The organism is Hyalangium minutum, from assembly GCF_000737315.1.
Taxonomy (GTDB): Bacteria; Myxococcota; Myxococcia; order Myxococcales; family Myxococcaceae; genus Hyalangium; species Hyalangium minutum.
Genome location: NZ_JMCB01000009.1, coordinates 136775 through 159623, shown reverse-complemented (window position 1 = coordinate 159623; position 22849 = coordinate 136775). Strand labels below are relative to the sequence as shown.

Sequence of the window (22849 nt, the reverse complement as noted above, 5' to 3'; positions counted from 1 at the left end):
CTTGGCGTGTTAAGGAAGGACCATGCCTGCCCGCCGCCCCGAAATCCTTGCTCCCGCGGGGGATCTGGAGTCCCTCCAGGCCGCGCTCGCCAGCGGAGCGGACGCTGTCTACTTTGGGCTCGACGAGGGCTTCAATGCCCGCGCCCGCGCCGAGAACTTCTCGCTCGCCCGCCTCCCCGAGACGATGGCCCTCATCCACCGGGCGGGAGCGCGGGCCTACCTGACGCTCAACACGCTCGTCTTCGAGCCCGAGCTACCGATCCTCGAGCAACTGCTTCGCGGGGCCGCTGCGGCGGGCGTGGACGCGCTGATTCTGCAGGATCCCGCTGTGGCGCTGCTGGCCCGGGCGATCTGCCCTCAACTGGAACTGCACGCCTCCACGCAGATGACGATCTCCAGCGCGGAGGGCGTGCGCTTCGCGCAGGGGCTGGGGATCTGCCGGGTGGTGGTGCCTCGGGAGCTGTCCGTCGCGGAGATCCGCAAGCTGGCGGGGCAGACGGATGTCGAGCTGGAGGTCTTCATCCACGGCGCGCTCTGCATGTCTTGGAGCGGGCAATGCCTGACGAGTGAGGCCTGGGGTGGGCGTTCCGCCAACCGAGGCCAGTGCGCGCAGTCCTGCCGCCTGCCGTACGATCTCGTCGTCGATGGCCAGACGCGAGAGCTGGGCGAGGTGAAGTACCTGCTCAGCCCCAAGGATCTGGCGGGTGTCTACGCAGTGCCCGAGCTGGTGGGCATTGGCGTGCACGGGTTGAAGATCGAGGGCCGGCTCAAGGGGCCCGCCTACGTCTCCTCGACGGTGCAGGGCTACAAGCGGTGGGTGGAGGGGTGCGTCGCGGGGAAGCCGGATGAGGCCCAGCTCAAGCGGGACCTGGCGGACATGTCGCTCACGTACAGCCGTGGCTTCTCGAACGGCTTCCTGGCGGGCTCGGATCACCAGACGCTCGTCGAGGGCCGCTTCCCGAAGCACCGCGGTGTGTACCTCGGGCGCGTGCGCTCCCTCTCTGGCAAGGAAGTGGTGATCGTCCCCGACGAGCGCCCGTGGACGGGAGCGCTGGGCTTGGGCGAGGAGCGCCCGGAGAGCCCGGCGGGGCACGTGTCTTCTCCGTTGAAGGGAGAGCCCACTCCTGATGCGGTGGAGCCTCGTCCAGGCATGGGCGTGGTGTTCGATGCGGGCAGGCCTGAGGACAAGAACGAGCCCGGTGGCCCCATCTTCCGCGTGGAGCGCCGAGGCGAAGGGTGGGTGCTGGGCTTCGGCAACCCGGGGCCGGATCTGGGGCGCGTGGCGGTAGGCCAGCGGGTGTGGCTCAACAGTGATCCCGCTCTGGCGCGCCGGGTGGAGAGCCTGATCGCCCAGGGTGAGCCCGAGGGCCGTGTCCCGCTCGAGCTGAAGATCTCGGGGGCAGAGGGGAGTCCGCTCCGGATTGACGCCAGCGCGTGGGGACACGAGGCCTCCGCGGCCAGCCCGGCGCCGCTGGCCCCCGCGCGAGGCGGCGGCATGGACGAGGCGCTGCTGCGAGACAAGCTGGGAGCCTTCGGAGGGACGCCGTTCCGGCTGGCGCGACTGGACTGCTCGGCGCTGGCGCCGGGGCTGCACCTGCCTGTCTCCGAGCTCAAGGCGCTGCGGCGGCAACTGGTGACGGAGCTCACGGCAGCGGTGGAGAAGGGCTACAAGCGGACGGTGGCGGAGACGCCGGTGCTCGACGCGGTGCGGGCCTCGCACGTAGGGCGTGTGGCCTCGGGGCCCATGGAGGAGCCCGCGCGGTTGCTGCCCCTGTGCCGCAACGACGCGCAGTTGGAGGCTGTGATCGCGGCGGGGCTGCGCGAGGTCGAGCTGGACTGGATGGAGATGGTGGGCCTGCAGCGGGCGGTGGAGCGGGCCCGGGCTGCGGGGCTGCGCGTCACGATCGCGACGGTGCGAGTGCAGAAGCCGGGCGAGGAGGGCTACGACCAGCGCATCGACCGGCTGCGTCCGGATGCGGTGCTGGTGCGCCACTGGGGCGCGATGATGCACTTCCTGGAGCGGCCTGCGGGCCAGCCGCGCCCGGTGCTGCATGGAGACTTCTCTCTCAACGTGACGAACTCGGTGACGGCGGCGTACCTGCTGGGGCTGGGGCTGGACACGCTGACGTGTTCGCACGATCTGGACGCGACCCAGCTCTTCTCGCTGCTGGAGCATGTGCCAGCGCACCGGCTCGCGGTGGCGCTGCACCACCACATCGCGACGTTCCACACGGAGCATTGCGTGTACTCGCACACGCTGTCCAACGGGCGCGACTTCCGGACCTGTGGCCGGCCGTGTGAGAAGCACCAGATCTCTCTGAAGGATCGCCTGGGGCTGGATCACCCGGTGATCGTGGACGTGGGGTGCCGTAACACGGTATTCAACGCGCAGGCCCAGAGCGCGGCGTCGCTCGTGCCACGGCTGCTGGAACACGGGGTGCGCCGCTTCCGGGTGGAGTTCGTCCGGGAGACGCAGGAGGAGGCGACGCGGGTGCTGTCCGCGTACCAGGAGCTGCTCGCGGGACGTCTGTCGCCTGCCGAGGCTGTGCGCCGCGCGGCCGTGCACGAGCAATTCGGTGTGACGAAGGGCACCATGAAGGTGCTTAGCCCACCGGCTTCTGCGTCCCGCTAAGGGTGTCCCGGCGGCGCGTTCTGCGCCCGGTGGTCTACTTGTCAGACCAGTTTCGGCGCCAGGAACCCCAGCGGACGGTGCCCGGTGCGCCCGTCGCCGAGGAATTACCGGTCGTCATGGCTCACTGGTGAGCCTTGGCAGCCGGGGTTTCTCCCGGGCGTCTGGCCGTCATGGCTCACTGGTGAGCCTTGGCAGCCGGGGGCCTCTCCCGGGTGTCTGGCCGTCATGGCTCACTGGTGAGCCTTGGCAGCCGGGGTTTCTCCCGGGCGTCTGGCCGTCATGGCTCACTGGTGAGCCTTGGCAGCCTGTAGGTTCTCTCCCTATGTGTCCGGTCCTCTGGGCTTACCGGTGAGCTTTGGCCACCTGGGATTTTCCCTGGGACCTCCGGCTCTCAGGGCTCACCGGTGAGTCTTGGCCGCTCGCTCATATTTCGATCCGCCCTCCCAGTGGGTACCCGTGAGCGGAACTGTCACTCGGGAGGTTCGAGTTGTATGCCGGTCAGACGACCCATGAGGTAGGCTTGCGCCTGACGAACGGCGGTAGATACTGGCCGCAGGAGCGGATCGTGGATGCGCCGAGTCTCGATCAGGCTGTGGATGTGAGGAGCCTGCCATACGGGACAAAGGTGGGGCCCTGGCGCTTGAAGGGGGGCCAAGGAGTGGGTGTGTACGGCGCTGTCTACCGCGCCGTGAGGCAGGGGGCCGAGGCCGCAGGGGAGGCGGCGCTCAAGATGGCGCTCCACCCGAGGGATCCACGCTTCCAGCGCGAAGCGGAGCTGCTGAGACGGACTCGCCACTCCAGCGTGCCGCGCTTGCTGGACAGCGGTGTGTGGAGGCACCCGAACGGCTTCTGCTACCCATACGTGGTGATGGAGTGCATCGAAGGCGAGCCGCTGTACAGGTGGGCCGCGCGGCGCAATCCGAGTCAACACACGGTGCTCAGGCTGCTGGCTCAGGCTGCCCGGGCGTTGCAGGCCACCCATGAAGCGGGCGGAGTGCACCGGGACGTCAAGGGCGACAACGTCTTGGTCAGGCGGGTGGATGAATGGCTCTTCCTGATGGACTTCGGAGCGGGTGACTATGAAGGGGCGGAGCGGCTGACGTCCTCGGTGCTACCTCCGGGGACTCCGGCTTACCGCAGTCCCGAGGCGTGGGCACAGGGCCGGCTCTTGGGAAGGTACTTGCACGAGCGATATGTTGCGGGGCCAGCGGACGATGTGTTCGCTTTGGGTGTGATGGCCTATCGGTTGGTGACGGACGAGTACCCGCCGTTCACGGATGCGAGCATGGAAGAAGGCAAGTGCTGGCGGCCTGGGAGCAGTGGGCCTCGGCCGCCGCAGGAGATGAACCCTCAGGTGGGGCCCGAACTGGATGCCGTCATTCGGCGGATGCTGTCGTTGAAGCCGGAGGCGCGTGGTACGGCGAAGGAGCTGGCCGAGCAACTGGAGCAGGGCGCCGAGCAGACCCGCGCCACAGCGCACGAGAACCTCTTCGAGTGGGAAACGCTGCCGCGCGCGGAGTGGTCGCGTGAGGGGCTGCCCGGCGCCGAGAAATCAGGCCGCAGCTTACGGCGGAGGAACCGGGACACAGTCCGCGAGGCACTCGAGGCGGACGCTGCTCGGAGGGAGAATCAATGTCGTCAGCAGCCGAAGGCGCCCACTTGGAGAGTGCCGCGCAGTGAGCTGCAAAGACGGGTGGTGTCAGGGCTTCTCGGGTTGGCAGCCCTCGTGACCGGGGGCGTGTTGTTGTGGTCACGGGACAGGCAGCCGGTGATCACTGATGACGAGCCCCGGATGGTGGAGCGGTCTGCTGCCGAGAGTCAGGATGGGGGAGTCACTTATGTGGGGGACACGGCAACGACCTCCTCTCAATCCACGGTGCAGGCCCCTTCAGGGAGGGGGATTGCGTTGGAGGCTCCGCCCAAGCCGTTGCAGGGTCAGTTGAAGCCGGATGGGAATGGCAACTGCCGCAAAGGGCTGGTGGCGCTCAATGGCGGGTGCTGGCTGAAGGTCGAAGTCGGAGACCTGGAGAATTGCAGGGTCGTGAAGAGTGGAGTTGTGTTTAAGCAAGCCTGCTACGCGCCCATCTTCCCAACCGAGCGCGAGCCCACCTCTGATCCGGTCAAGCCAGACGGTTCGGGACAATGAGGCCGACGAACTGACCCGCTCCGAAGGCACCTGTTCGGAAAGGTCGGGGGTTTTGAGGGCTGAAAAGTCCCGACCTTTCCGAACAGGTGCCCAAGTGCCCTGGTTCAGGGAAGACACGGGCCTCGCTCCGCCGAGATCAGGGGTGAGGGTTGTACTAAGGTCCGCGTGATGCAGGTTGCTCTCGTGGGCTTTGGGCGGTTTGGCCGGGCGCTCGGATCGCTCCTGGTGGAGTCCGGCGTGGACTACCGGGCCTTCGACCCCTTTGCCGAGATTCCCGAATCGCACCGCGTCTCTTCGCTGCCTGCGTTGGTCTCCGGAGCAGAACTCGTTGTCGTAGCTGTCCCTGTTTCTCGGATGCGCTCCGTGCTTCGGGATCTGCGCCCGCACCTGACGCCCTCGCAGCTCGTGCTGGATGTGGGCAGTGTGAAGGTGAAGCCTGTGGAGGCGCTCGCCGAGGTGCTGGGTTCGGAGATCCCTTGGGTGGGCACCCATCCGCTCTTCGGCCCTCTCAGCCTCGCCATGGCTGAGCGGCCTCTGCGCGTCGTCATCTGTCCCAACCCGCAGCACCCCAGCGCTGCCGCGCGGGCTCGCGCTTTCTATGAGCGGCTCGGGTGCGAGATCGTCGAGCAGACCGCCGAGAACCATGACCGCGTGATGGCCCATACCCACGCCCTGACGTTCTTCGTGGCCAAAGGGATGATCGACGCGGGTATCGGGCTCGATGTCCCGTTTGCTCCCGCCAGCTTCAAGGCCCTGGCTCGCACCATTGAGACGGTCCGTTCGGACGCTGGCCACCTCTTTGCCGCCATCCAGCGCGAGAACCCGTTCTCCTCGGAGGCCCGCCGGGAGCTGCTCACGGCGCTCCAGGCCGTCCACGAGGACCTCGAGCGCCTTCCTCTCGAGGCTGCCGCTCCCGACACGGGGCGCATGGCGATTCCCACCTCAGAGGTCCGCCCTCCCGAGCAGACGGAGTACCGGACCCACCTCGAGCAATTGGACCGCGAGCTGATGTCGCTCTTGGCCCGGCGCATCCAGCTCGCTCGACGCGCCGACCGTAGCGGCCCTCTGGAAGGGCAGGGCGAAGAGGCGGCCCGAGAAGAGGCGCTTCTCGCTCAGCGCCGCGCCTGGGCCGCCGAGCTGGGTTTGGACCCGGAGGAGACAGAGGTTTTCTTTCGCAACCTTCTGCGCCTGCCCCACCGTTCTGACGGCACAAGCGGCTAGCTCAGGTTACATGGGGGCTCTCAACTCAACGGGAGGGACCTCATGAAGATTGGCTTCGTCGGACTCGGAAACATGGGCCAGGCCATGGCCCGCAACCTCATCAAGGCTGGACACGAGCTCACGGTCTACAACCGCTCGCAGTCCAAGGCGGAGGCGCTGCGTTCGCAAGGAGCGCGCGTCGCCAAGACGCCCCGCGAGGCGGCTCAAGGCGCCCAGGCAGTCTTCACCATGCTCGCGGACGATCACGCTCTGGAGGAGGTGAGCTGGGGAGACGACGGCATCCTCGCCGGGCTCGACAAGGGCGCCATCCACATCTCCTCGAGCACCATCTCCGTCGCGCTCTCCGAGCGGCTCACCCAGGCCCACGCCCAGGCAGGGCAGGGGTACGTGTCCTCGCCCGTCTTCGGCAGGCCTGATGCCGCCGAGGCCAAGCAGCTCTGGGTCCTGGCCGCGGGCGCCAAGGCGGACGTGGAGCGCGTCCGGCCGCTCCTGGAGGCCATCGGCCGGGGGCTCACCGTGCTCGGAGAGAAGCCCTCCGCTTCAAACGTGGCGAAGCTGTCCGGCAACTTCCTCATCGCCACCATGATCGAGGCCTGCGCGGAGGTGTTCGCCCTCACTCGCAAGCACGGCATCGAGGCCAAGACGTTCCTGGAGCTCTACCAGTCCGTCTTCGCCAACTCGCCCATCTTCGGTCGCTACGCCTCCCTGGTCGCTTCCGGCCAGTACGAGCCCGCGGGCTTCGCCCTCCGGCTGGGGCTCAAGGACGTGGGGCTGGTCCTCCAGGCTGCGGGCAGCGCCCATGTGCCCATGCCCATCGCCAGCGTCGTCCGCGACCAATACGTGGAGGCCGTCGCCCGAGGCATGGGCGAGCAGGACTGGTCCGCGCTCGGAACGCTTGCGGCGGAGAAGGCTGGCTTGGGCAAGCCCTGACGCGTTGAGTCAGCGCCCCTGGAGCGGCGGAGGCAGGTGCCGCGTATCCGCCGCCGAGAGGTTGCCCAGCTCGGGGCCCTCGACCACCCGGGCCGCGATGGCTGCCGCCGCCGTGGCCGCCTCGGGAGCCGTGGCCCCTCGCGCCAGCGCCAGCGTGAAGGCGATCCCGAACACGTCCCCCGCACCCGTGGGGTCCACTTCGGTGGCAGGAGCCGCCGGAATCTCCCAGCGCTTCGTGCCCTGCAGCACCGTGGACCCTCTCCGGCCCCGTGTCAGCGCCAGCGTGAGGCCCTGACGGGTCAGCTGCTCGGCGATGAACCCCGCCTCCGGGTGGTCCTCTTCGGAGAACACGGCCGCACCCAATCCCCTGGGGGGGCTGGAGGCCTCACCGGCGATGGTCGGCTCTACCGTCCCATCCGCTCCCGGCCGCCGCAGCCACCCCTGAAGCCCCGCGCAGATCTGCTTCGAGCGCAGTCCCTCCACGAGCGCCCGGTCGCACTCGCCCGCCACCGGCGCCACGTACGCCACGGGGATATCCCGCCACGCCTCGGGAATGTCCTCGGCGCGGATGGTCCGGGCCACCGCGCGCAGGATGACGCGGCGCCGAGGCCCGCTGTAGTCCAGCTCGAAGGTCGTCACTGCCGGGCTCGGCACCACGTGGATCGACAGCCGCGGCAGCGACCGCAGCGGCGCCATCAAGTCGAAGTCCAGGGGCGCCGCCGTCACGAGCGCTGTCTCGATGCCCAGCGTCGCCGCGACTCGGGCGGAGAAGGAGGCGGCTCCACCCAGGCGGGTCTCGCCTCGGATGAAGTCTCGGGTGACATGGCCGACGACGAGGAGCTCGGGCAGGGGAGTCATCACCCTCATAGGTATGCGAAGTCCCCCGTCCGCGTCGAGCGGCAGTGTGTTCGCACGGCAGGCAGCCAGCACCCGGAGTGGACCGTGTCGGGAAAGATGACCTGGGGGGTTCCCTTGGGAGGGTGAGGAGAGGATAGATTGCCGCCCCGTTTACCTGAGAGGGGACCCCTATGCGCGGTTACCAGAGTGTGCGGACACTGATCGGATGTCTGGCCATCGTCCTGGCCTCGGCCTGTACCAAGCCCGAGGCCGCCAAGCCCGCCGGCCAGGAGGGCACTGCCCAGGCCCCGAGCGCCCCGAAGAAGGACATCAAGATCGCCGTCGTCACCCACGGCCAGGCGTCCGACACCTTCTGGTCCGTGGTGAAGAACGGCGTGGAGAACGCCGCCAAGGACACCGGCGCCACCGTCACCTACAACTCGCCGCAGACCTTCGACATGGTGGCCATGAGCCGCCTGATCGACGCCGAGGTCGCCAAGAAGCCGGACGGCCTGGTGGTCTCCATCCCCGACGCCAACGCGCTCTCCAACTCCATCAAGGCCGCCGTGGCCGCGGGCATCCCCGTCATCTCCATCAACTCCGGTAGTGACGTGTACAAGTCGCTCGGCGTGCTGCTCCACGTAGGCCAGACCGAGTACGACGCCGGCTTCGGCGGTGGCGAGAAGATGGCCGCCGCGGGCGTGAAGAACGCGCTCTGCGTCAACCATGAGGTGGGCAATGCCTCGCTGGACCTGCGCTGCAAGGGCTTCCTGGACGCCATCACCAAGGCGGGCGGCACGGGCAAGGTGCTCGCGGTGAACGCGGCGGACCCCACGGACTCCCAGTCCAAGGTCACCGCCGCGCTGGGCCAGGGCGTGGACGGCATCATGACGCTCGGCCCCCTGGGCTCCAAGGCGGCGCTCGCGGCGCTCAAGCAGGGCGGCAACGTGGGCAAGGTGAAGCTGGGCACGTTCGACTTGACGCCGGACGTGCTCGCGGGCATCCGGGACGGCGAGCTGGAGTTCGCCATCGACCAGCAGCAGTACCTGCAGGGCTACCTGCCGATCGTGGTCCTGGCCCAGTACAAGCAGTATGGGGTGCTGCCCGCCGGTGGCATCCTCCCGACGGGCCCGGGCTTCGTGACGAAGGAGAACGCGGCTCGCGTCATCGAGCTCAGCAAGCAAGGCATCCGGTAGGAGTACATGCGCAGAATCCTCAATCGCCCCGAGCTTGGCGCTGCCTGTGGCGTCGTGGCCGTCTGGGCCTTCTTCGCCCTCTATGCGGGCGGGTCCGGCTTTCTGTCCCAGGCCGGCTCCGCGACGTATCTCGAGATTGCCTCGGAGCTGGGGATCCTGGCCGCCGCTGTCTCGCTGTTGATGATCGCCGGAGAGTTCGATCTCTCCGTCGGTTCCATGATCGCCGCCAGCGGGATGACCATCTCCCTGCTGTGCGAGCGGCTGGGCTGGTCCATCTGGGCCGCCATCGCCGTGGCCCTGGTGCTGTCGCTCGGGGTGGGCTTCGCCAACGGGCTGGTGGTCGTCCGCACGAAGCTGCCCTCGTTCATCGTCACGCTCGGCTCGCTGTTCATCCTGAGCGGGAGCACCATTGGAATGACCCGCCTCGTGACCGGCCGCACCCAGGTCGGTGGGCTGCACGAGGCGCTGCACTACGGCTCGGCCCAGACCCTCTTCGCCAGCCGCATCGGAGGCTTCTCCGTCTCCATCCTCTGGTGGGTGGCCATCACCGTGCTGGCGAGCTGGGTGCTGCTGCGCACGCGCTCCGGCAACTGGATCTTCGGCGCGGGTGGGGCCCCGGACGCTGCCCGGAACCTGGGCGTCCCCGTGCCCAAGGTGAAGATTGCGCTGTTCATGACGACCTCGTTCTGCGCCTGCCTGATCGCCACGTTCCAGGCCGTGAAGTTCACCGGCTCGGACGTGCTGCGCGGCACGGGCAAGGAGCTGGAGGCCATCCTGGCCGCCGTTCTTGGGGGGACGCTGCTCACCGGCGGGCATGGCTCGGTGGTGGGCGCCGCGTTCGGAGCGCTCCTGTTCGGCATGGTGCAGCAGGGCATCGTGTTCGCGGGGGTGGACTCGGACTGGTACAAGGTCTTCCTCGGGGCGATGTTGATCACCGCCGTGCTCGTGAACACCTACGTCCGCGGCCGGATGGTGGAGGCCCGTCGATGAGCGAGCCCGTGACGGAAGTTCAGCCCCCTCTGCTCGAGGTGGTGAACCTGGCTCGGACCTTCGGCAAGGTGTCGGCGCTCGAGGACGTGTCCATGAACGTGCGCGCAGGCGAAGTCATGTGCGTGCTCGGCGACAACGGGGCCGGCAAGTCCACGCTCATCAAGACCCTCTCCGGAGTCCACCTGCCCGAGCGCGGGCAGATGTTCATCGAGGGCAAGCCGGTGCGCCTGCGCTCCCCGCGTGACGCCCGGGAGAAGGGCATCGCGACCGTCTACCAGGATCTGGCGATGGTCCCCATGCTCTCCATCGCGCGGAACTTCTTCATGGGCGCCGAGCCCGTGAAGGGCATCTGGCCCTTCCGGCGCTTTGATCTCGGCGCGGCGGATGCCGTGGTGCGGGCCGAGCTGGAGAAGATGGGCATCCACGTGCGCGACAGCTCGGAGCCCGTGGGCACGCTCTCCGGCGGCGAGCGCCAGTCCATCGCCATCGCGCGCGCCGTGTACTTCGGCGCCAAGGTGCTCATCCTCGACGAGCCGACCTCGGCGCTCGGGGTGAAGCAGGCGGGCATCGTGCTGCGCTACATCGCCCAGGCCCGGGCGCGGGGCTGCGGGGTGATCCTCGTCACCCACAACCCGCACCACGCGTGGCTCATTGGCGATCGCTTCACGATCCTCAACCGCGGCCGCAGCCAGGGAACCTTCTCCAAGGACCAGATCACCCGCGAGGAGCTCATTCAACGGATGGCGGGCGGGCGCGAGCTGGAGGAGCTCACCCACGAGCTGGGCGAGCTGGTGCGCGAAGATCCTCGGCGGGTGGCGTCCCGGGAGTAGGCCGGGAGGCGCGGCGGGCTACTGGGTGGCTCCGGCCGTCATCGCGACGACCCAGGCGACCCCAGAGAGCGCGCAGCCGATCAGGAGGAAGAACGCTGGGACCGCGAGCGCGCCCACCACGGCAATCCCTGCGCTCGTGCGGTGCAGGCCCATGAAGGCGAAGACCTTCGCGATGATGGCCCAGATCGGGGCGACGTACATGCCGCAGATTGGGATGAGCCCGAGCACGAAGGGCGCCAGGGAGAGGGAGGCCGCACGCAGCGTGGTCTCGAACCCCCGAGGCTTTCCGAGCAACAGCAGTGTCACATGCTCGATGGCGGCACCGATGAAGGTGAAGAACGTGCCGAAGAGGGCGAGCAGGAGCACGATCAGGATCGCGACGCCAAACGAGCTCAGGAGGATGGCTCGGATCTCCGGCTTGGTTCCCGTGTCCCCGATGAGGGACGGGATCAGGGCTCCGGCGAGGGCGAACACCACGAAGGTGGGCACGAGCGCGGTGAGCCACGCCAGGAATGCGAACAGCAGCGAGCCTCCCAAGTCTCCCTCTGGCTTCGCGGTGGCGAACGTCACGCCCGGGCGCAGGAGGACGGCCCCCAAGGACTTGAACCAGGCCCGCGCCCAGCCCAGATCCTCGCGGTGATCCCACGGGAGCTGGCTGATGGACAGGCGCTCCATGCAGGCTGCGCAGAGGGGGGCCTGCCCCACGGGCGTCTGTTGGAGGCACTCCTCGCACGAGAAGGTGCCGCAGCGGCTGCAGGGAGCCACGGCCGTGCGATCCGGGTGGAGCGCGCAGGCGGGTACGCTCGGTCCGGCCCACTCGGACATGCCTAGACTCCGATCTTCGGGCAGAGATCGTTGAAGGGGCACTCCTCGCACTTCGGCTTGCGGGCTGTGCAGGTGTAGCGCCCGTGGAGCACGGTGGCGGGCCCGAAGAACGTCCACTGATCCTGGGGGACGAGCTTCATCAAGTCCTGCTCGATGTCCTCGGGCTTCTCTTTCTTCGTGAGCCCCAGTCGCTGGCTGACGCGCGCCACGTGGGTGTCCACGATGATGCCGGAGGGCAGGTTGAAGGCGGTGTTGAGCACCACGTTGGCCGTCTTCCGGGCCACGCCGGGCAGCGTCACGAGCCCCTCGATGGTGCGAGGCACCTCGCCGCCGAACTTCGCCAGCAGCTCGCGGCTCATGTTCTGAACCGACTTGGCTTTCTGCTTGTAGAAGCCCGTGGGCCTCAGGTCCTCCTCGAGCTCGGGGGTGTTGGCCTCGGCGAAGGCCTGGGGGCCCGAGTACTTCTGGAAGAGGGTGGCCGTGACGCGGTTGACGCGCTCGTCCGTGCACTGCGCGGCGAGGATGGTGGCCACGAGCAACTCGAAGGGCGTGGACCAGTTGAGCTCGTAGCGCGCGTCCGGATGCGCCTGGCGCAGGCGAGCGAGGAGGGTGGGGACGATCTGTGCGGAAGGCATGGGTCCTGTCCTCAGGCTAGACCAACGAGGAGGAGGAATCGATCGGGGATCGCCCCTCCTCGCGCCGCCCGCCGTGCCCCAGGAACCCGTGCCTGCTTACACGGCGGTTGCTGCGCTGGGCTCCGGAGTGGGAGCGCGCCGAAGGGGCTGTGCCTTGCCGTAGGTGAGCGAGCGCCACACCCACTCAGCGGGGCCGAAGCGGAAGCGCGCCAACCACAGGTGGCTCAGGATGACCTGGATTGCGAAGATGCCCAGGGGCAGGACCACGGTCACCTTGGGCCCGAGCGTGGTGGTGAGCCCCAGCCCGATCCCGTACCAGATGAAGAGGCTGAGCACGGTCTGCGACAGGTAGTTCGACAGGGCCATGCGGCCCACCGGCGCGAGCACCGAGAGCACACGCTGCCAGGTGGCGCGCTGGAAGAGCAGGGTGATGCCCGTCACGTAGAACGCGGCGAGCCCCAGTTCGCCGATTTGGCGGACGGGCCACATCACGAAGGGGAGCCACGGGAGGGTGTCCGGGTTCAGGATCTTCTGGGCGAAGAGGATCGACATCACGGTGCTGGAGCCATTGCCGATGATGCCCGTGATGAGTCCCCAGATGAGCACCTTGCGCAGCAGCGGCAGGTGTTTCGAGGGCTCGTGGAAGATCCGATGGCGGCCCGCGACCAGCCCCAGCAGGAACCGCCCGAGGATGGAGGGCATCGTCATGAACACGCCCTGGAGGAAGCCCTTGTAGAAGAGGGCGTTGGCTCGTACGAGATCGAAGTAGCTGTTGCTCTGGAAGCCCACCAGGACTTGAGCTTTGACCGCCTCTCGCTGCTCCCGCATCACCTTGGCAGCGGCCTCCGCGTCCGCCGTTGAGCCGAAGATCTCCTTCAGCCGAGGGAGATTCTCGATGAGGAGCGGCACGAGGAAGATCAGCACCGCGGACCAGATGAGCAGGGTCTTGTCCGAGCGCTTCCGGAACAGCAGCAGCGTGAAGCCCAGCACTGCATAGGTGGAGAGGATGTCGCCGAACCAGAGCAGCCACCCGTGTGCCAGGCCGATGAGCACCAGCACTCCCACTCGGCGGGCGTAGAGCGGAACGATCGAGCCGCCCCGCTGCTCGGCGCGTCCCATCTGCACGGCGAAGCCGAGGCCGAAAAGGAAGGAGAAGAGGGTGATGAACTTCCCGAACACCAGGAACGCCGTTCCCCGGGTGGTCACCAAATCCGCGAGCGAGGCCTGAGCCAGGAAGGACTCGATCTGGGCACGGGTCAGCAGGAACCGTCCGCTGAACCACATATAGGTGTTGGAGACGAAGACGCCACACAGCGCGAACCCACGCAGTGCGTCGAGGAGGATCAGCCGCTCGGTGTCATCGACGGGACGGGCTTCTGCGAGAGGCGCGGCCACAGTGGAATGAGAGGAGCTCATGTATCTAGAAGAACGGCCGAACCCTGGCCTGCTTGCTTGTATTCCCAGCGCACGAGCTTGGCTTCCCTCGAAGGCTGACCCCTGACTGCATACCTTGGGGCGAGCAGCGGGCTCGGGAGGGGCGAGATGAACTGGCAGGGGGGACGCCGTAGCACGAACGTCGAGGATCGCCGGGGCATGGGCGTGGGCCGCCCCCTGGCGGTGGGAGGTGGGGCCGCAGGCATCGTGGTGGCCCTGTTGGTGATGCTGTTGGGAGGAGATCCTTCCAGTATCGACACAACGAGTCCCTCGGGTGGGGACGGCGTGGGGGGCTCGGGGCGGCCGGTGGACCCGGCGCAGGAGCAGCTCAAGGACTTCGTCTCCGTCATCCTCGCGGACACGGAAGATACGTGGCCGGCGCTGCTGGAGGCTCAGGGCGTGCAGTATACGAACCCGCGCCTGGTCATTTTCTCGGACGCGGTGGAGTCGGGCTGCGGCATGGGCGAGAGCGCGATGGGGCCGTTCTACTGCCCGATGGACCAGCGCGTGTACCTGGACCTGAGCTTCTTCAACGAGCTGGATCGCCGCTTCGGCGCGCCGGGTGACTTCGCGGAAGCGTACGTGGTGGCGCACGAGGTGGGCCACCACGTGCAGAACCTGCTCGGCATCTCCGAGCGCGTGCACTCGATGCGCGGCCGCATGCGGGGGGCGGACTCCAACGCTCTGTCCGTGCTGCAGGAACTTCAGGCGGACTGCTTCGCCGGCATCTGGGCGCACCATGCGCAGCGCCAGCGGAACATCCTGGAGCAGGGCGACGTGGAGGAGGGGCTGGCGGCGGCGTCGGCCATCGGTGACGACACGCTGCAGCGGCAGGCGCAGGGCCGCGTGGTCCCCGAGTCTTTCACGCACGGCTCCTCCGAACAGCGCGTCTACTGGTTCCGCCGGGGGCTGGAGCAGGGCACACTCGAAGCGTGCGACACCTTCAGCGCGGAGTCACAGGGGCGGCGGCGCTGACTTCGTGCCTCGTATCCTCTGTCCAAGACGGCGACCATGTTTTGAGGGGAGCGCGTTGGCATAGAGTTTCGGGCAATGGCCCGCAACGACTGGACCCCGGCGGAGATTGACGCAACCGTCGCCGCATACTTCGAAATGTACCGCATGCACGAGCGCGACGAGCCGTTCGTGAAGGCGGACTTCATTCGCAGCCTGCTCGCTACCGCCCTCCAGAACCGCACGAAGGGCGCGGTTGAGATGAGGTTCGGCAACATCTCGGCAGTGCTGCAAGAGCGTCATCTTCCGTGGCTCAAGGGATACGTGCCCTATCCCAATTATCCAGCAGCGCTGGTCCCTGCGGTGCTGCGTGCGGCGGAGGGGCTGATTCCGCTCAGCCCGACGTCGGACCCTGTGGAACTCGACAAGAGTACCAAGCTGGCGAAGGCACTCGGTCCCCTGGAGAAACCCAAAGGTCGGGAGACACCCGAGTCGACATCGGTGACCTCCAAGGTCTTCAAGCGCGACCCTCTTGTTCGCGCATACGTCCTCGAAGAGGCAGGTGGCAAGTGCGAGCTCTGCGACCACCCCGCACCGTTCGAGGACAAGGACGGCGCCCCCTTCCTCGAAGTCCATCACGTCAAGACGCTCGCGGAGGGTGGCGCTGACACGGCCGAGAACTCCGTTGCGCTCTGTCCGAACTGTCACCGCTCACTGCACCTCGCCAAGGACCGCGAGCAGCGGCTCGTCCGTCTCCACGCAAAGGTCTCGCGCCTAGAGAACCGATAGACCGAGGAGCGCTTTGTTCTACCCTATGTAAGAGCCAGCTTGGCCAGTTGACCTGCTTGCCGGGCGCTGAAATCGTCGGGCAGTTCAGGCGGTCATCCAGTGCTGCACGGGGGAGATAAATGACCAAGGTCTACATCAATGGCCGCTCAGTGCTGCACGAGGGCGATGGGCGGACGCAGACCTGTCCCGCTCCAGACGTGTGCAAGACCCCCTCACCGGGCGGGCCCTTGCCGGTGCCCTACGTCAACGTCGCGCAGGACTCGAACCTGGCGCAAGGCACGCAGTCAGTTCATATAGATGGCAACCCAGTGGCCCTCAGTTCCTCCAAGCTGAGCACCAGTTCAGGCAACGAGGGGGGCACGGCCGGTGGCGGACTCATCTCCTCCAAAATCAAGGGGACGGTCACTTGGGCCAGTTCCAGCATCGACGTCAAAATCGAGGGTAAGGGGGTAGTCCGCTTTCTGGATGTTTGTATCCACAACGGCAACTCGGGCAACACAGGCGGTAACCCTGTCCTTGGCAACGCCGCCATTGGGATGCCAAGCGAGAATCTCACCTACGGGGCAGATGAGAAGTGTCCAATCTGTGGAAAGCTTCACGAGTTAAAATCGGATGATCTCAGCGAGTCACGCGCCCAGGAACTCTACAAACGTTCTCTCCCCAAAATGATCGATGGCGAGCCAAAGGGCTACATGGCTGGTGTGTTGCGCTGTCATCCACCTGGAGGTGCTCAAGATGCCTATTTTCAGATGCACTCCGGCGGCATGCCTCCGAAAGAGTTCCCGGTTAGACCAAGTCCTCCGTCTCCCATGCAATGGAGAACCGTGGGAGGAAGAAGGCTCATCGTCAAGAAAGCCCCCAACTTCAAGGGTAACGAACCGGGAAACTGCGCAGCGCAGAAACTGATATCAGAGGCGATCCAGCGCGGCTATACTATCAAATCACTGACGGAGTTCTGGGTAGGACCTACCAACAGCGAGGGGCGTAAAGACGGTCGCCACTACGAATCCTGTTCGACATGCAAGCAGATACTCCCTGCACTGCTTTGCCCCAAGCCACCCGAGCACCCCGATGAACCTTTCACCCTTGTCATCCGCTCGTCCAAATAGTTTCTCGGCCCTCTGAGTATTTCCATGCAAACGAACGCCCAGAAAAGCAGGATGCACCAAGTGGTGTCAGCCATTGCTCAATACCGCCCTTCGTTTCCTCAAGAGATACAGGGACTGGCCCCCACCGAACTCGAAGAGCTTCGGTCGCTCGCGGGTAGGGAGCTGCCCCCAAGTTACCGCGAGTTCCTGCACCTTATGGGGCGCAGCATGGGTGAACTCGTGCTGTTCGAGCATGCTGACTTCAGTGCCCAGGCAGCCCGCAAGTTCTTCTCAAGAAAGAACATCCCGAGGTCCCCTGAGCGTTACTTCCGTATCGGCATCAATCAAGCGGACCCCTATGATGTGTATTACTTGGACCTTGGAACCCAAGGAGATTCGCCCGTTGTCAGCTTCCCCTCGGTCGAAGACGAAAAAGACTTCGCAGAAGCCATCCGTCAGCAGATCTGGCAGGCGGCATCCTTGTATGAACTCGTCTTCATCAGGGCCTATTACCAGTTCTACCTCGACCAGTTCTCGAATGATCGAATGCTTGATTGCCTCAAGTGGTCGTCCGACTTCCGAGAGCGAATGACCCAAGTTCTGACGAGGCTCCGTTTCGTTCTCCATCCGCAGTCGTCCAGCACGACGGGTTGTTACGAGCGCGGAGATGCCACGGTGGTCATGTCGGAGACTCCTGGGCAAACTCCTCTGATACATGTTCTCGCACATAACCGTACTGAACTCCTGAAACTGTCGGAAATCTTGATCGACAATCTTCACCTGAACCCTGTGTAGTTCCGTAAGAGCGCTCATACGAGTTCGAAGGATCGCGCCAGTGCGGAGCAAGGTGCTCTCGCTAGCTCTTCTTTACGGGTCTATGTGCCCAGGAGCGGAATCGAAACACCGACAAGGGAGATTTCAGTCTCCGATCCCAAGCACGACGCGGCCGTGGAGCGTGCCCTGGCGCATGCGGTCGAACACGTCGTTGATGGCCGTGAGCGGCTGTCGCTCGATAGACGAGTGCACCCGGCCGATCGCTGCCAGCTCCAGTGCCTCCTGGAGGTCCATGCGCGTGCCGACGATGGAGCCGCGGATCGTGATGCGCTTGAGGACGACCTCGAAGATCGGCGTGGCGAAGTCTCCCGGAGGCAAGCCCACCAGCGCGCACGTGCCGCGCGGCCGGAGCATCCCGATCGACTGCCGGAAAGCCTCATTGGACGCCGCCGTCACCAGCACGCCATGTGCTCCGCCGATGAGCCGCTGCAGCTCCTTGGCCGGATCCATCCGTGCGTCGAGCGCGATCTCCGCCCCGAGCGAGCGCGCCAGGTCCAGCTTGTCCTCGCCGATGTCCACCGCCGCCACGCGCATGCCCATGGCCTTGGCGTACTGCACCGCCATGTGCCCGAGCCCGCCGATGCCGGAGATGACCACCCACTGCCCGGGACGGACCTCCGTCTCCTTGAGTCCCTTGTAGGTGGTGACACCCGCGCAGAGGATCGGCGCGGCATCCGCGAAGTTCACGAACGCGGGGATGCGCCCCACGTGCGAGGCCTGCGCGAGCACGTACTCCGCGAAGCCCCCGTTGACCGAGTAGCCCGTGTTCTTCTGCGCACCGCAGAGCGTCTCCCAGCCGCTGATGCAGTGCTCGCACGCGCCGCACGCACTGTGCAGCCAGGGTACGCCCACCCGATCGCCCTCCTTGAGCGAGGTGACGCCCGTCCCCAGCGCCGCGACGTAGCCGGCTCCCTCGTGGCCTGGGATGAAGGGCAGCACTGGCTTGACCGGCCAGTCGCCCTGCGCCGCATGCAGGTCCGTGTGACAGACGCCGCTCGCGACCACCTTGACGAGCACCTGGCCCGGCCCCGGCGTGGGCACTGGCACCTCCTCGATGGACAGAGGCTTGTCAAAGCTCCGGACGACTGCGGCCTGCATGGTGCGCTGCATGGAGGGACCCCCTTGGGTTCGGTTCAAGGGTCCGGTTCAGCAAGCTTCACGCCAGCGCGAGAGGCCTCCGGACACAGAGAGCGCCCACGTCCTCGGTCCCGCAGGATTTGCGCGCGGGGGAGAGGAGGGCGGTGTCCTCCGCAGAAGCTGCAGCCCTCAGATGCCCAGCAGCTCTCGAATCTGCACGAGCATGTTGAGTTCCTCGGCGTCGATGCGCTGATCAACCCCCACCAGCGTGCGTGCGGCCTCCATGACGTCCTGAGGACGGGAGCGCAGCAGGCCCATGTCGGGGGCTGGCAGCGGCTGGCCCTGCTTCAGGCGCTCCATGAGGACGTCTGCCTCGGAGGCAGGCACATTCCACCGGCGAGCCACGGTCGAGAAGTGCGTGAGCTCCTCGGGAGCGATCTGGTCATCACTGGTGATGACCTGGAGCAGCAGCTTGAGCACCTCGATGTAGAAGCGGCTCTCTAGACCGGGGGAATCCGTCATTTTGCGGGTACAGCCTCCGAGCCTTCAGAGTGGCCCGTCTTTCCGTGTTCGTCCACTCCCGGCCCGTGTGTGGAACAATGGAGGCACCGTGAAGATCCTCCGCTCCGCCCTGCTTGCCGCGTTCCTGTTCGTGCCTTTGACCTCAGGCCTCGCGGCGGGCCCTGAGGATGCTGGCCCTGCCCGCACCGAACCGGCCGCGCCTGCCACGCCCGACTTCCCCACGACCGAGGCGACTGTCTCCCTGCTCGAGCCCGTGGGAGAGCAGTGCGAGTGGGTTCGGCTGGATCCCCTGTCGGCGAAGCGCCGGGTGCTCGCGCGCCTGGACGCTGGGTGTCAGGGCGGAAGCACCGCGCTCAGCCGCGATGGAAAGAAGGGCCTGGTCCGGTTCTGGCGGGGCGCTGTCAGCATGCCCATCTTCGGCCGCCCCACCTTCCCCGAGCCGTTCCCCTCCAACAAGTTCCGGGATCGGCTGTTCCTTGTGGACCTCACCACGGGCGCGGTCGAGGAACTCCCGCTGCCTTCCGAGGGTGAGCTCATCGAGTACGGGTTCGATCAGGGAGGCCGGATGCTCGGGCTCTCGCTGGAGAGCGGCCCCGTCATCGAGCAGCAGCGCCCAAGGGCTGTGGAGCTCGATGGGGCAGGGCGCCAGTCCACCATCGGAGGAAAGCGACCGGCGGCATCAATGACGGCCCACGCCTTTGCGTTCCTCGGTGGCCGGTGGCTCCGGATGGAATCGAAGTCCTCGTCCGATGGGCTGGGCACTGCGGCCCTGGAGCACCGCAAGGAGCTGGGGGAGCGATCCATCCGCGCACTCGATCCGCGCTTCGAGGCGCACGAGATCGAGGACGACGTGGTGCTTGATCCACTCTACGAACTCTCTCCCGAGCAGCCCGAGGGCCAGTGGTTCGAGTTCAAGAGCGGCGTCCACCGGCTCGCTGTCTGGGGCACGCCCTTTGGCAGCGACGTGCTGGCCACCGGCCTCATCCGGCAGTTGGAGCCAGAGAAGGTGAATGCGCTCCCCTCGTACCCGTACCGGCCCAATGACATGATGAGCCTGCGGACGCGCGGGCCCTATCTGCTGATCACGCTCGCGGACTCGGGCGCGCACCCTCGGATGTATAAGGGGCGCAAGCTCGTCTGGAGTTCCGAGACGGCCCGGGCCGTGACCCTCTGGCCGAAGTGAGCACCCGGGCTCGGTTCGGGCGCCCGGATCAGGCGGCCTTGGGGTAGGAGTCCCTCACCGTTGCCGCGACCTGCTGGAGCGCGGTGGCGAGCGGCGAGCGCTTTCGCCAGATGACGGCGATGGTGCGCTTGAGCGCTGGATCGGAGAAGGCCCGCACCTTGAGCTGACTCCGGTTCACCTCGGTGGAGACAGCGAGCCGAGGCAGCAAGGTGACACCCGCGCCCGCGGCGATCATCTGCGCGAGCGTGGGCAGGCTCGTCGCACGGAACTCGAGCTCGTGCGCACGTGCCTTGGCGCACAGCGCCAGCGCCTGGGTGCGGAAGCAGTGGCCCTCGTCCAGCAGCAACACATCCTGGCCTCGCAGCTCCGCGGGCGAGGCCTCGCTCTTCTTGGCCCCGAGCGGATGATCCTTCGGCGTCACCAGCATGAAGGGATCATCCGCGATCACCGAGGACTCCACGTCACCCAGCTCATCCACCAGGGCGACGATCGCGGCATCCAGGCTGCCTCGCGCCAGATCGCGCACCAGGACCTCGGTCTTGTCCTCGCGCCAGAGCACGCTCAGCCGGGGGTAGGCCTTGCGCAACGCGGGTGCCACCACGGGCAGTAGATAGGGCGAGATCGTGGGGATGACGCCCAGCCGCAGCGTGCCGCTCAGGGGATCTCCCGCCCGGCGGGCCGCCTCGACGAACTCATCGGCCTCGACCAGCAGCCGCCTTGCCCGCTCCACGAGTTCCTTGCCCGCGGCGGTGAGTAGCACGCGGCGGCGATCCCGCTCGAACAGGGGGACCCCGAGGATCTCTTCGAGCTGGGCCAGCTGCGCGCTCAACGAGGGCTGGGACACGTGGCACTGCTCCGCGGCCTTGCGAAAGCTCAGCGCATCCGCCACGGCCACGACGTACTGAAGCTGCCGGAGGGTGAACGGGTGAGGGGAGAAGCTCATCGCCTCAGGCTATCAAGTCTGCCTCCAGCCGGAATCTTGCGCCCGTTTTCACTCCTAGAAAAATGGGGGCATGCGCTCCAATCCCCTGAAGCTGTCCTTTCTGGCCGCTCTCGGCTCCCTGCTCTCCAGCTGCGGTCTGGTGGACTCGCTGCCCTCTCGAGATGCACGGTGTGATCTGCGCCCCGCCAAGGATCAATGTACGGACATGGCGGAGGCTCCTACCAGGAGGATGCCCGGTGCGACATGACGGGCGTCCTCGCAGGCTGCCGCACCCACAACGGTGACGGCTCCGAGCAGACCAACTGGTACTACACGGGCGGGAAGTACAAGACCGAGGCGGACGTGAAGGAGGAGTGCGCCTCCGGCCAGGACGTGCAGGCACCTGAGCCGTAGCAGGCCCGCAGCGGGATAGAGTCCTCCTCATGCCATTCCATCCTCCCTGGAGCGGGGCCTTCCGTCTCCAGACGTTCGTGCACCGCAAGCCCGAAGCCTTGCCCGTGGAGACGGTCGAGGCCATCCGGGCAGCGATCCTCGGCTCGCCGCTGATGGGCGACACCACCCTGAACGACGCGTTCTCCGGCACCTATGGCTTCTCGTTCATCTTCCAGCGCGAGGCGCTCTCCCAGGTGACGGCCCGCTTCCCAGCCTTCGTGCCGTACTTCGAGGCCGTGCTCCTGCCGGACTGCAATGCGTTCCTGCTCAACCCGCTCCTGATTCAGAACGGGCGTGGGGTGAACGCTCACCTCGATCAGAGCCTGGGTGTCTACGGCTCCAGTTACAGCTGCCCCACCGCCGTGAGCGTGCTCTACGTCCAGGTGCCGGAGGATCTGTCGGGAGGGCAGCTGCGGCTCTTCCACCGAGGCAAGGAGGTGGCGGCGGTGTCTCCTCGGCCGCGCACCCTGGTGACGTTCCGAGGCGACCTGGTCCATGAAGTCGCCCCCGTGGCGGCCGGAGCCCCCGTGCTCTCCTCGGCGCGCATCAGCCTCGTCCTCGAGCAGTACCGGGTGAGGCCGGCGCAGCTGGCGAGGATGCCCTTCATGGCTCAGCAATCCCGAGCGGGGGCGAGCGCATGAGCGAGCTGATGCTGGAGGTCCGGATGGAGCACCCGCTGGACACAATCCTTGCGGCGTTCGAGGACCCGTTCCGCTTGCGGCGCTGGGTCGACGCTCCGCCCGGGTGCTACCGCACGGGAGGGGAGTCATCCAAGGAGCTGGGAGAGCCGTCCCGGATCTCCCTGGTCGATGCGCAGGGGACGCCTTTCTTCCAGACGATCCGCATTCTCTCTCCGCTCTCCCTTCAAGGCCTCGAGCTGGAGATGTCCTGGGAGGGAGGTGGCCTGGATGGCGATGCGACCCACGCCGCCATCACCTTCAAGGCCTACGAGGGCGGCACGCAGCTCCACCTCCGTCAGGGGCCGTTCTCGCGCCTCGAGGCGCTGGAGACGCACCGGGCTTATTGGGAGCACTGTTTCGCCCGGCTGGCGCGCATTGCCTCCGGCGAGGCCGTGCCCTGCTTCGAGGAGTTCTGTGAGGAGTCCCAGGGCTTCGACGAGCCCCTCGGCTTCGCGGCGTACACCGTACTTGTCGGGATGCGAGAGGCCGGCGCGCCCGCCGAGGTGATCTCCCAGGTGGAGGAGGCCCTCTATGCCCACCTGCCTCGGCTGAGTGACGAGACCGCAGGCGTCCTGGCGGCGTTGCTCCGCTTCCGGTTGAAGGAACCGGCCTCGTAAAAAGAAATGCGCCGGCGGGGAAGCTCCGCGCCGGCGCATTCGATGTCACAAGCCAGT

Annotated in this window: 22 protein-coding genes; 15 read left to right on the top strand and 7 right to left on the bottom strand. The window is 66.8% G+C overall.

Annotated elements, in window-relative coordinates; translation table 11 throughout:
- Positions 1 to 22 precede the first annotated feature (22 nt).
- The 4 genes from DB31_RS24460 (at position 23) to DB31_RS24445 (ending at position 6929) form a co-directional block, all read left to right on the top strand.
- A complete protein-coding gene (locus DB31_RS24460) occupies positions 23 to 2632 on the top strand; it encodes a U32 family peptidase (protein WP_044191810.1) in 2610 nt (869 codons plus the stop codon).
- 520 nt (positions 2633 to 3152) lie between these two features.
- On the top strand, positions 3153 to 4778 hold the full coding sequence (locus DB31_RS24455; RefSeq protein WP_240486863.1) for a serine/threonine protein kinase: 1626 nt from the start codon (positions 3153 to 3155) through the stop codon (positions 4776 to 4778).
- Positions 4779 to 4946: 168 nt separating this feature from the next.
- A complete protein-coding gene (locus DB31_RS24450; protein WP_044191809.1) occupies positions 4947 to 5999 on the top strand; it encodes a prephenate dehydrogenase/arogenate dehydrogenase family protein in 1053 nt (350 codons plus the stop codon).
- Between the two features lie 42 nt (positions 6000 to 6041).
- Entirely contained in the window at positions 6042 to 6929 is an 888-nt protein-coding gene (locus tag DB31_RS24445; protein ID WP_044191807.1) for an NAD(P)-dependent oxidoreductase, read from the top strand.
- A 9-nt stretch (positions 6930 to 6938) separates the two neighbouring features.
- On the opposite strand, the gene DB31_RS24440 is transcribed toward DB31_RS24445, so the two are convergent.
- Positions 6939 to 7787 carry a PfkB family carbohydrate kinase gene (locus DB31_RS24440; RefSeq protein WP_044191806.1) on the bottom strand — a complete coding sequence of 283 codons (849 nt, stop codon included), beginning with the start codon at positions 7785 to 7787 and terminating at the stop codon, positions 6939 to 6941.
- Between the two features lie 170 nt (positions 7788 to 7957).
- Between DB31_RS24440 and DB31_RS24435 the strand changes: the two genes are divergently transcribed.
- The 3 genes from DB31_RS24435 to DB31_RS24425 are packed head-to-tail and all read left to right on the top strand — an operon-like array spanning position 7958 to position 10782.
- On the top strand, positions 7958 to 8962 hold the full coding sequence (locus DB31_RS24435) for a sugar ABC transporter substrate-binding protein (protein ID WP_044191804.1): 1005 nt from the start codon (positions 7958 to 7960) through the stop codon (positions 8960 to 8962).
- Between the two features lie 6 nt (positions 8963 to 8968).
- Complete coding sequence (locus tag DB31_RS24430; protein WP_044191803.1) at positions 8969 to 9952, top strand: ABC transporter permease; 984 nt, start codon at positions 8969 to 8971, stop codon at positions 9950 to 9952.
- Positions 9949 to 10782 carry an ATP-binding cassette domain-containing protein gene (locus DB31_RS24425; protein ID WP_044191801.1) on the top strand — a complete coding sequence of 278 codons (834 nt, stop codon included), beginning with the start codon at positions 9949 to 9951 and terminating at the stop codon, positions 10780 to 10782. The genes DB31_RS24430 and DB31_RS24425 overlap by 4 nt, the downstream gene beginning before the upstream one ends.
- Before the next feature lie 18 nt (positions 10783 to 10800).
- On the opposite strand, the gene DB31_RS24420 is transcribed toward DB31_RS24425, so the two are convergent.
- The 3 genes from DB31_RS24420 to DB31_RS24410 form a co-directional block, all read right to left on the bottom strand.
- Positions 10801 to 11607: a YIP1 family protein gene (locus DB31_RS24420; RefSeq protein WP_052420199.1), complete on the bottom strand. Its 807-nt coding sequence runs from the start codon at positions 11605 to 11607 to the stop codon at positions 10801 to 10803.
- 2 nt (positions 11608 to 11609) lie between these two features.
- Positions 11610 to 12242 carry an endonuclease III gene (nth, locus tag DB31_RS24415; protein WP_044191799.1) on the bottom strand — a complete coding sequence of 211 codons (633 nt, stop codon included), beginning with the start codon at positions 12240 to 12242 and terminating at the stop codon, positions 11610 to 11612.
- A 96-nt stretch (positions 12243 to 12338) separates the two neighbouring features.
- On the bottom strand, positions 12339 to 13658 hold the full coding sequence (locus DB31_RS24410) for a DUF418 domain-containing protein (protein WP_044191798.1): 1320 nt from the start codon (positions 13656 to 13658) through the stop codon (positions 12339 to 12341).
- Between the two features lie 126 nt (positions 13659 to 13784).
- On the opposite strand from DB31_RS24410, the gene ypfJ reads away from it, so the two are divergent.
- The 4 genes from ypfJ to DB31_RS24395 all read left to right on the top strand — a co-directional run bounded on the left by ypfJ (position 13785) and on the right by DB31_RS24395 (position 17299).
- Positions 13785 to 14651: a KPN_02809 family neutral zinc metallopeptidase gene (ypfJ, locus tag DB31_RS24405; protein ID WP_044191795.1), complete on the top strand. Its 867-nt coding sequence runs from the start codon at positions 13785 to 13787 to the stop codon at positions 14649 to 14651.
- A gap of 75 nt (positions 14652 to 14726) precedes the next feature.
- Positions 14727 to 15416 (top strand): HNH endonuclease, encoded by a 690-nt coding sequence (locus DB31_RS24400; RefSeq protein WP_044191792.1) that lies wholly within the window; start codon positions 14727 to 14729, stop codon positions 15414 to 15416.
- 119 nt (positions 15417 to 15535) lie between these two features.
- Entirely contained in the window at positions 15536 to 16525 is a 990-nt protein-coding gene (locus DB31_RS46870) for a PAAR-like domain-containing protein (RefSeq protein ID WP_075306172.1), read from the top strand.
- A gap of 24 nt (positions 16526 to 16549) precedes the next feature.
- Positions 16550 to 17299: an SMI1/KNR4 family protein gene (locus DB31_RS24395; RefSeq protein WP_044191790.1), complete on the top strand. Its 750-nt coding sequence runs from the start codon at positions 16550 to 16552 to the stop codon at positions 17297 to 17299.
- Between the two features lie 123 nt (positions 17300 to 17422).
- Here the strand turns inward: DB31_RS24395 and DB31_RS24390 are convergent, their stop codons facing one another.
- Complete coding sequence (locus DB31_RS24390) at positions 17423 to 18448, bottom strand: zinc-dependent alcohol dehydrogenase (protein ID WP_044191788.1); 1026 nt, start codon at positions 18446 to 18448, stop codon at positions 17423 to 17425.
- A gap of 156 nt (positions 18449 to 18604) precedes the next feature.
- Complete coding sequence (locus tag DB31_RS24385; protein ID WP_044191786.1) at positions 18605 to 18937, bottom strand: TerB family tellurite resistance protein; 333 nt, start codon at positions 18935 to 18937, stop codon at positions 18605 to 18607.
- Between the two features lie 88 nt (positions 18938 to 19025).
- On the opposite strand from DB31_RS24385, the gene DB31_RS24380 reads away from it, so the two are divergent.
- Positions 19026 to 20120 (top strand): hypothetical protein, encoded by a 1095-nt coding sequence (locus DB31_RS24380; RefSeq protein WP_240486862.1) that lies wholly within the window; start codon positions 19026 to 19028, stop codon positions 20118 to 20120.
- A gap of 28 nt (positions 20121 to 20148) precedes the next feature.
- Here the strand turns inward: DB31_RS24380 and DB31_RS24375 are convergent, their stop codons facing one another.
- Positions 20149 to 21063: a LysR substrate-binding domain-containing protein gene (locus DB31_RS24375; RefSeq protein ID WP_044191784.1), complete on the bottom strand. Its 915-nt coding sequence runs from the start codon at positions 21061 to 21063 to the stop codon at positions 20149 to 20151.
- A gap of 243 nt (positions 21064 to 21306) precedes the next feature.
- Between DB31_RS24375 and DB31_RS24370 the strand changes: the two genes are divergently transcribed.
- The 3 genes from DB31_RS24370 to DB31_RS24360 are packed head-to-tail and all read left to right on the top strand — an operon-like array spanning position 21307 to position 22792.
- Positions 21307 to 21456, top strand: coding sequence for a hypothetical protein (locus DB31_RS24370; protein WP_157232132.1), 150 nt, complete (start codon positions 21307 to 21309; stop codon positions 21454 to 21456).
- Between the two features lie 29 nt (positions 21457 to 21485).
- Positions 21486 to 22136, top strand: a complete 651-nt coding sequence (locus DB31_RS24365; RefSeq protein ID WP_044191780.1) for a 2OG-Fe(II) oxygenase — start codon at positions 21486 to 21488, stop codon at positions 22134 to 22136.
- Positions 22133 to 22792 carry an SRPBCC family protein gene (locus DB31_RS24360; protein WP_044191779.1) on the top strand — a complete coding sequence of 220 codons (660 nt, stop codon included), beginning with the start codon at positions 22133 to 22135 and terminating at the stop codon, positions 22790 to 22792. Before DB31_RS24365 ends, DB31_RS24360 begins: the two co-directional genes overlap by 4 nt.
- Positions 22793 to 22849 lie beyond the last annotated feature (57 nt).

Excerpts from the sequence above, each read along its gene's own strand:
- DB31_RS24445 (WP_044191807.1), top strand. The coding sequence starts at position 6,042 with ATGAAGATTGGCTTCGTCGGACTCGGAAACATGGGCCAGGCCATGGCC.
- DB31_RS24365 (WP_044191780.1), top strand. The coding sequence starts at position 21,486 with ATGCCATTCCATCCTCCCTGGAGCGGGGCCTTCCGTCTCCAGACGTTC.
- DB31_RS24395 (WP_044191790.1), top strand. The coding sequence starts at position 16,550 with ATGCAAACGAACGCCCAGAAAAGCAGGATGCACCAAGTGGTGTCAGCC.
- DB31_RS24370 (WP_157232132.1), top strand. The coding sequence starts at position 21,307 with ATGACGGGCGTCCTCGCAGGCTGCCGCACCCACAACGGTGACGGCTCC.
- DB31_RS24420 (WP_052420199.1), bottom strand. The coding sequence starts at position 11,607 with ATGTCCGAGTGGGCCGGACCGAGCGTACCCGCCTGCGCGCTCCACCCG.
- DB31_RS24385 (WP_044191786.1), bottom strand. The coding sequence starts at position 18,937 with ATGACGGATTCCCCCGGTCTAGAGAGCCGCTTCTACATCGAGGTGCTC.
- ypfJ (WP_044191795.1), top strand. The coding sequence starts at position 13,785 with ATGAACTGGCAGGGGGGACGCCGTAGCACGAACGTCGAGGATCGCCGG.
- DB31_RS24460 (WP_044191810.1), top strand. The coding sequence starts at position 23 with ATGCCTGCCCGCCGCCCCGAAATCCTTGCTCCCGCGGGGGATCTGGAG.
- DB31_RS24400 (WP_044191792.1), top strand. The coding sequence starts at position 14,727 with ATGGCCCGCAACGACTGGACCCCGGCGGAGATTGACGCAACCGTCGCC.
- DB31_RS24375 (WP_044191784.1), bottom strand. The coding sequence starts at position 21,063 with ATGAGCTTCTCCCCTCACCCGTTCACCCTCCGGCAGCTTCAGTACGTC.
- DB31_RS24430 (WP_044191803.1), top strand. The coding sequence starts at position 8,969 with ATGCGCAGAATCCTCAATCGCCCCGAGCTTGGCGCTGCCTGTGGCGTC.
- DB31_RS46870 (WP_075306172.1), top strand. The coding sequence starts at position 15,536 with ATGACCAAGGTCTACATCAATGGCCGCTCAGTGCTGCACGAGGGCGAT.
- DB31_RS24425 (WP_044191801.1), top strand. The coding sequence starts at position 9,949 with ATGAGCGAGCCCGTGACGGAAGTTCAGCCCCCTCTGCTCGAGGTGGTG.
- nth (WP_044191799.1), bottom strand. The coding sequence starts at position 12,242 with ATGCCTTCCGCACAGATCGTCCCCACCCTCCTCGCTCGCCTGCGCCAG.
- DB31_RS24390 (WP_044191788.1), bottom strand. The coding sequence starts at position 18,448 with ATGCAGCGCACCATGCAGGCCGCAGTCGTCCGGAGCTTTGACAAGCCT.
- DB31_RS24435 (WP_044191804.1), top strand. The coding sequence starts at position 7,958 with ATGCGCGGTTACCAGAGTGTGCGGACACTGATCGGATGTCTGGCCATC.
- DB31_RS24410 (WP_044191798.1), bottom strand. The coding sequence starts at position 13,658 with ATGAGCTCCTCTCATTCCACTGTGGCCGCGCCTCTCGCAGAAGCCCGT.
- DB31_RS24450 (WP_044191809.1), top strand. The coding sequence starts at position 4,947 with ATGCAGGTTGCTCTCGTGGGCTTTGGGCGGTTTGGCCGGGCGCTCGGA.
- DB31_RS24440 (WP_044191806.1), bottom strand. The coding sequence starts at position 7,787 with ATGACTCCCCTGCCCGAGCTCCTCGTCGTCGGCCATGTCACCCGAGAC.
- DB31_RS24360 (WP_044191779.1), top strand. The coding sequence starts at position 22,133 with ATGAGCGAGCTGATGCTGGAGGTCCGGATGGAGCACCCGCTGGACACA.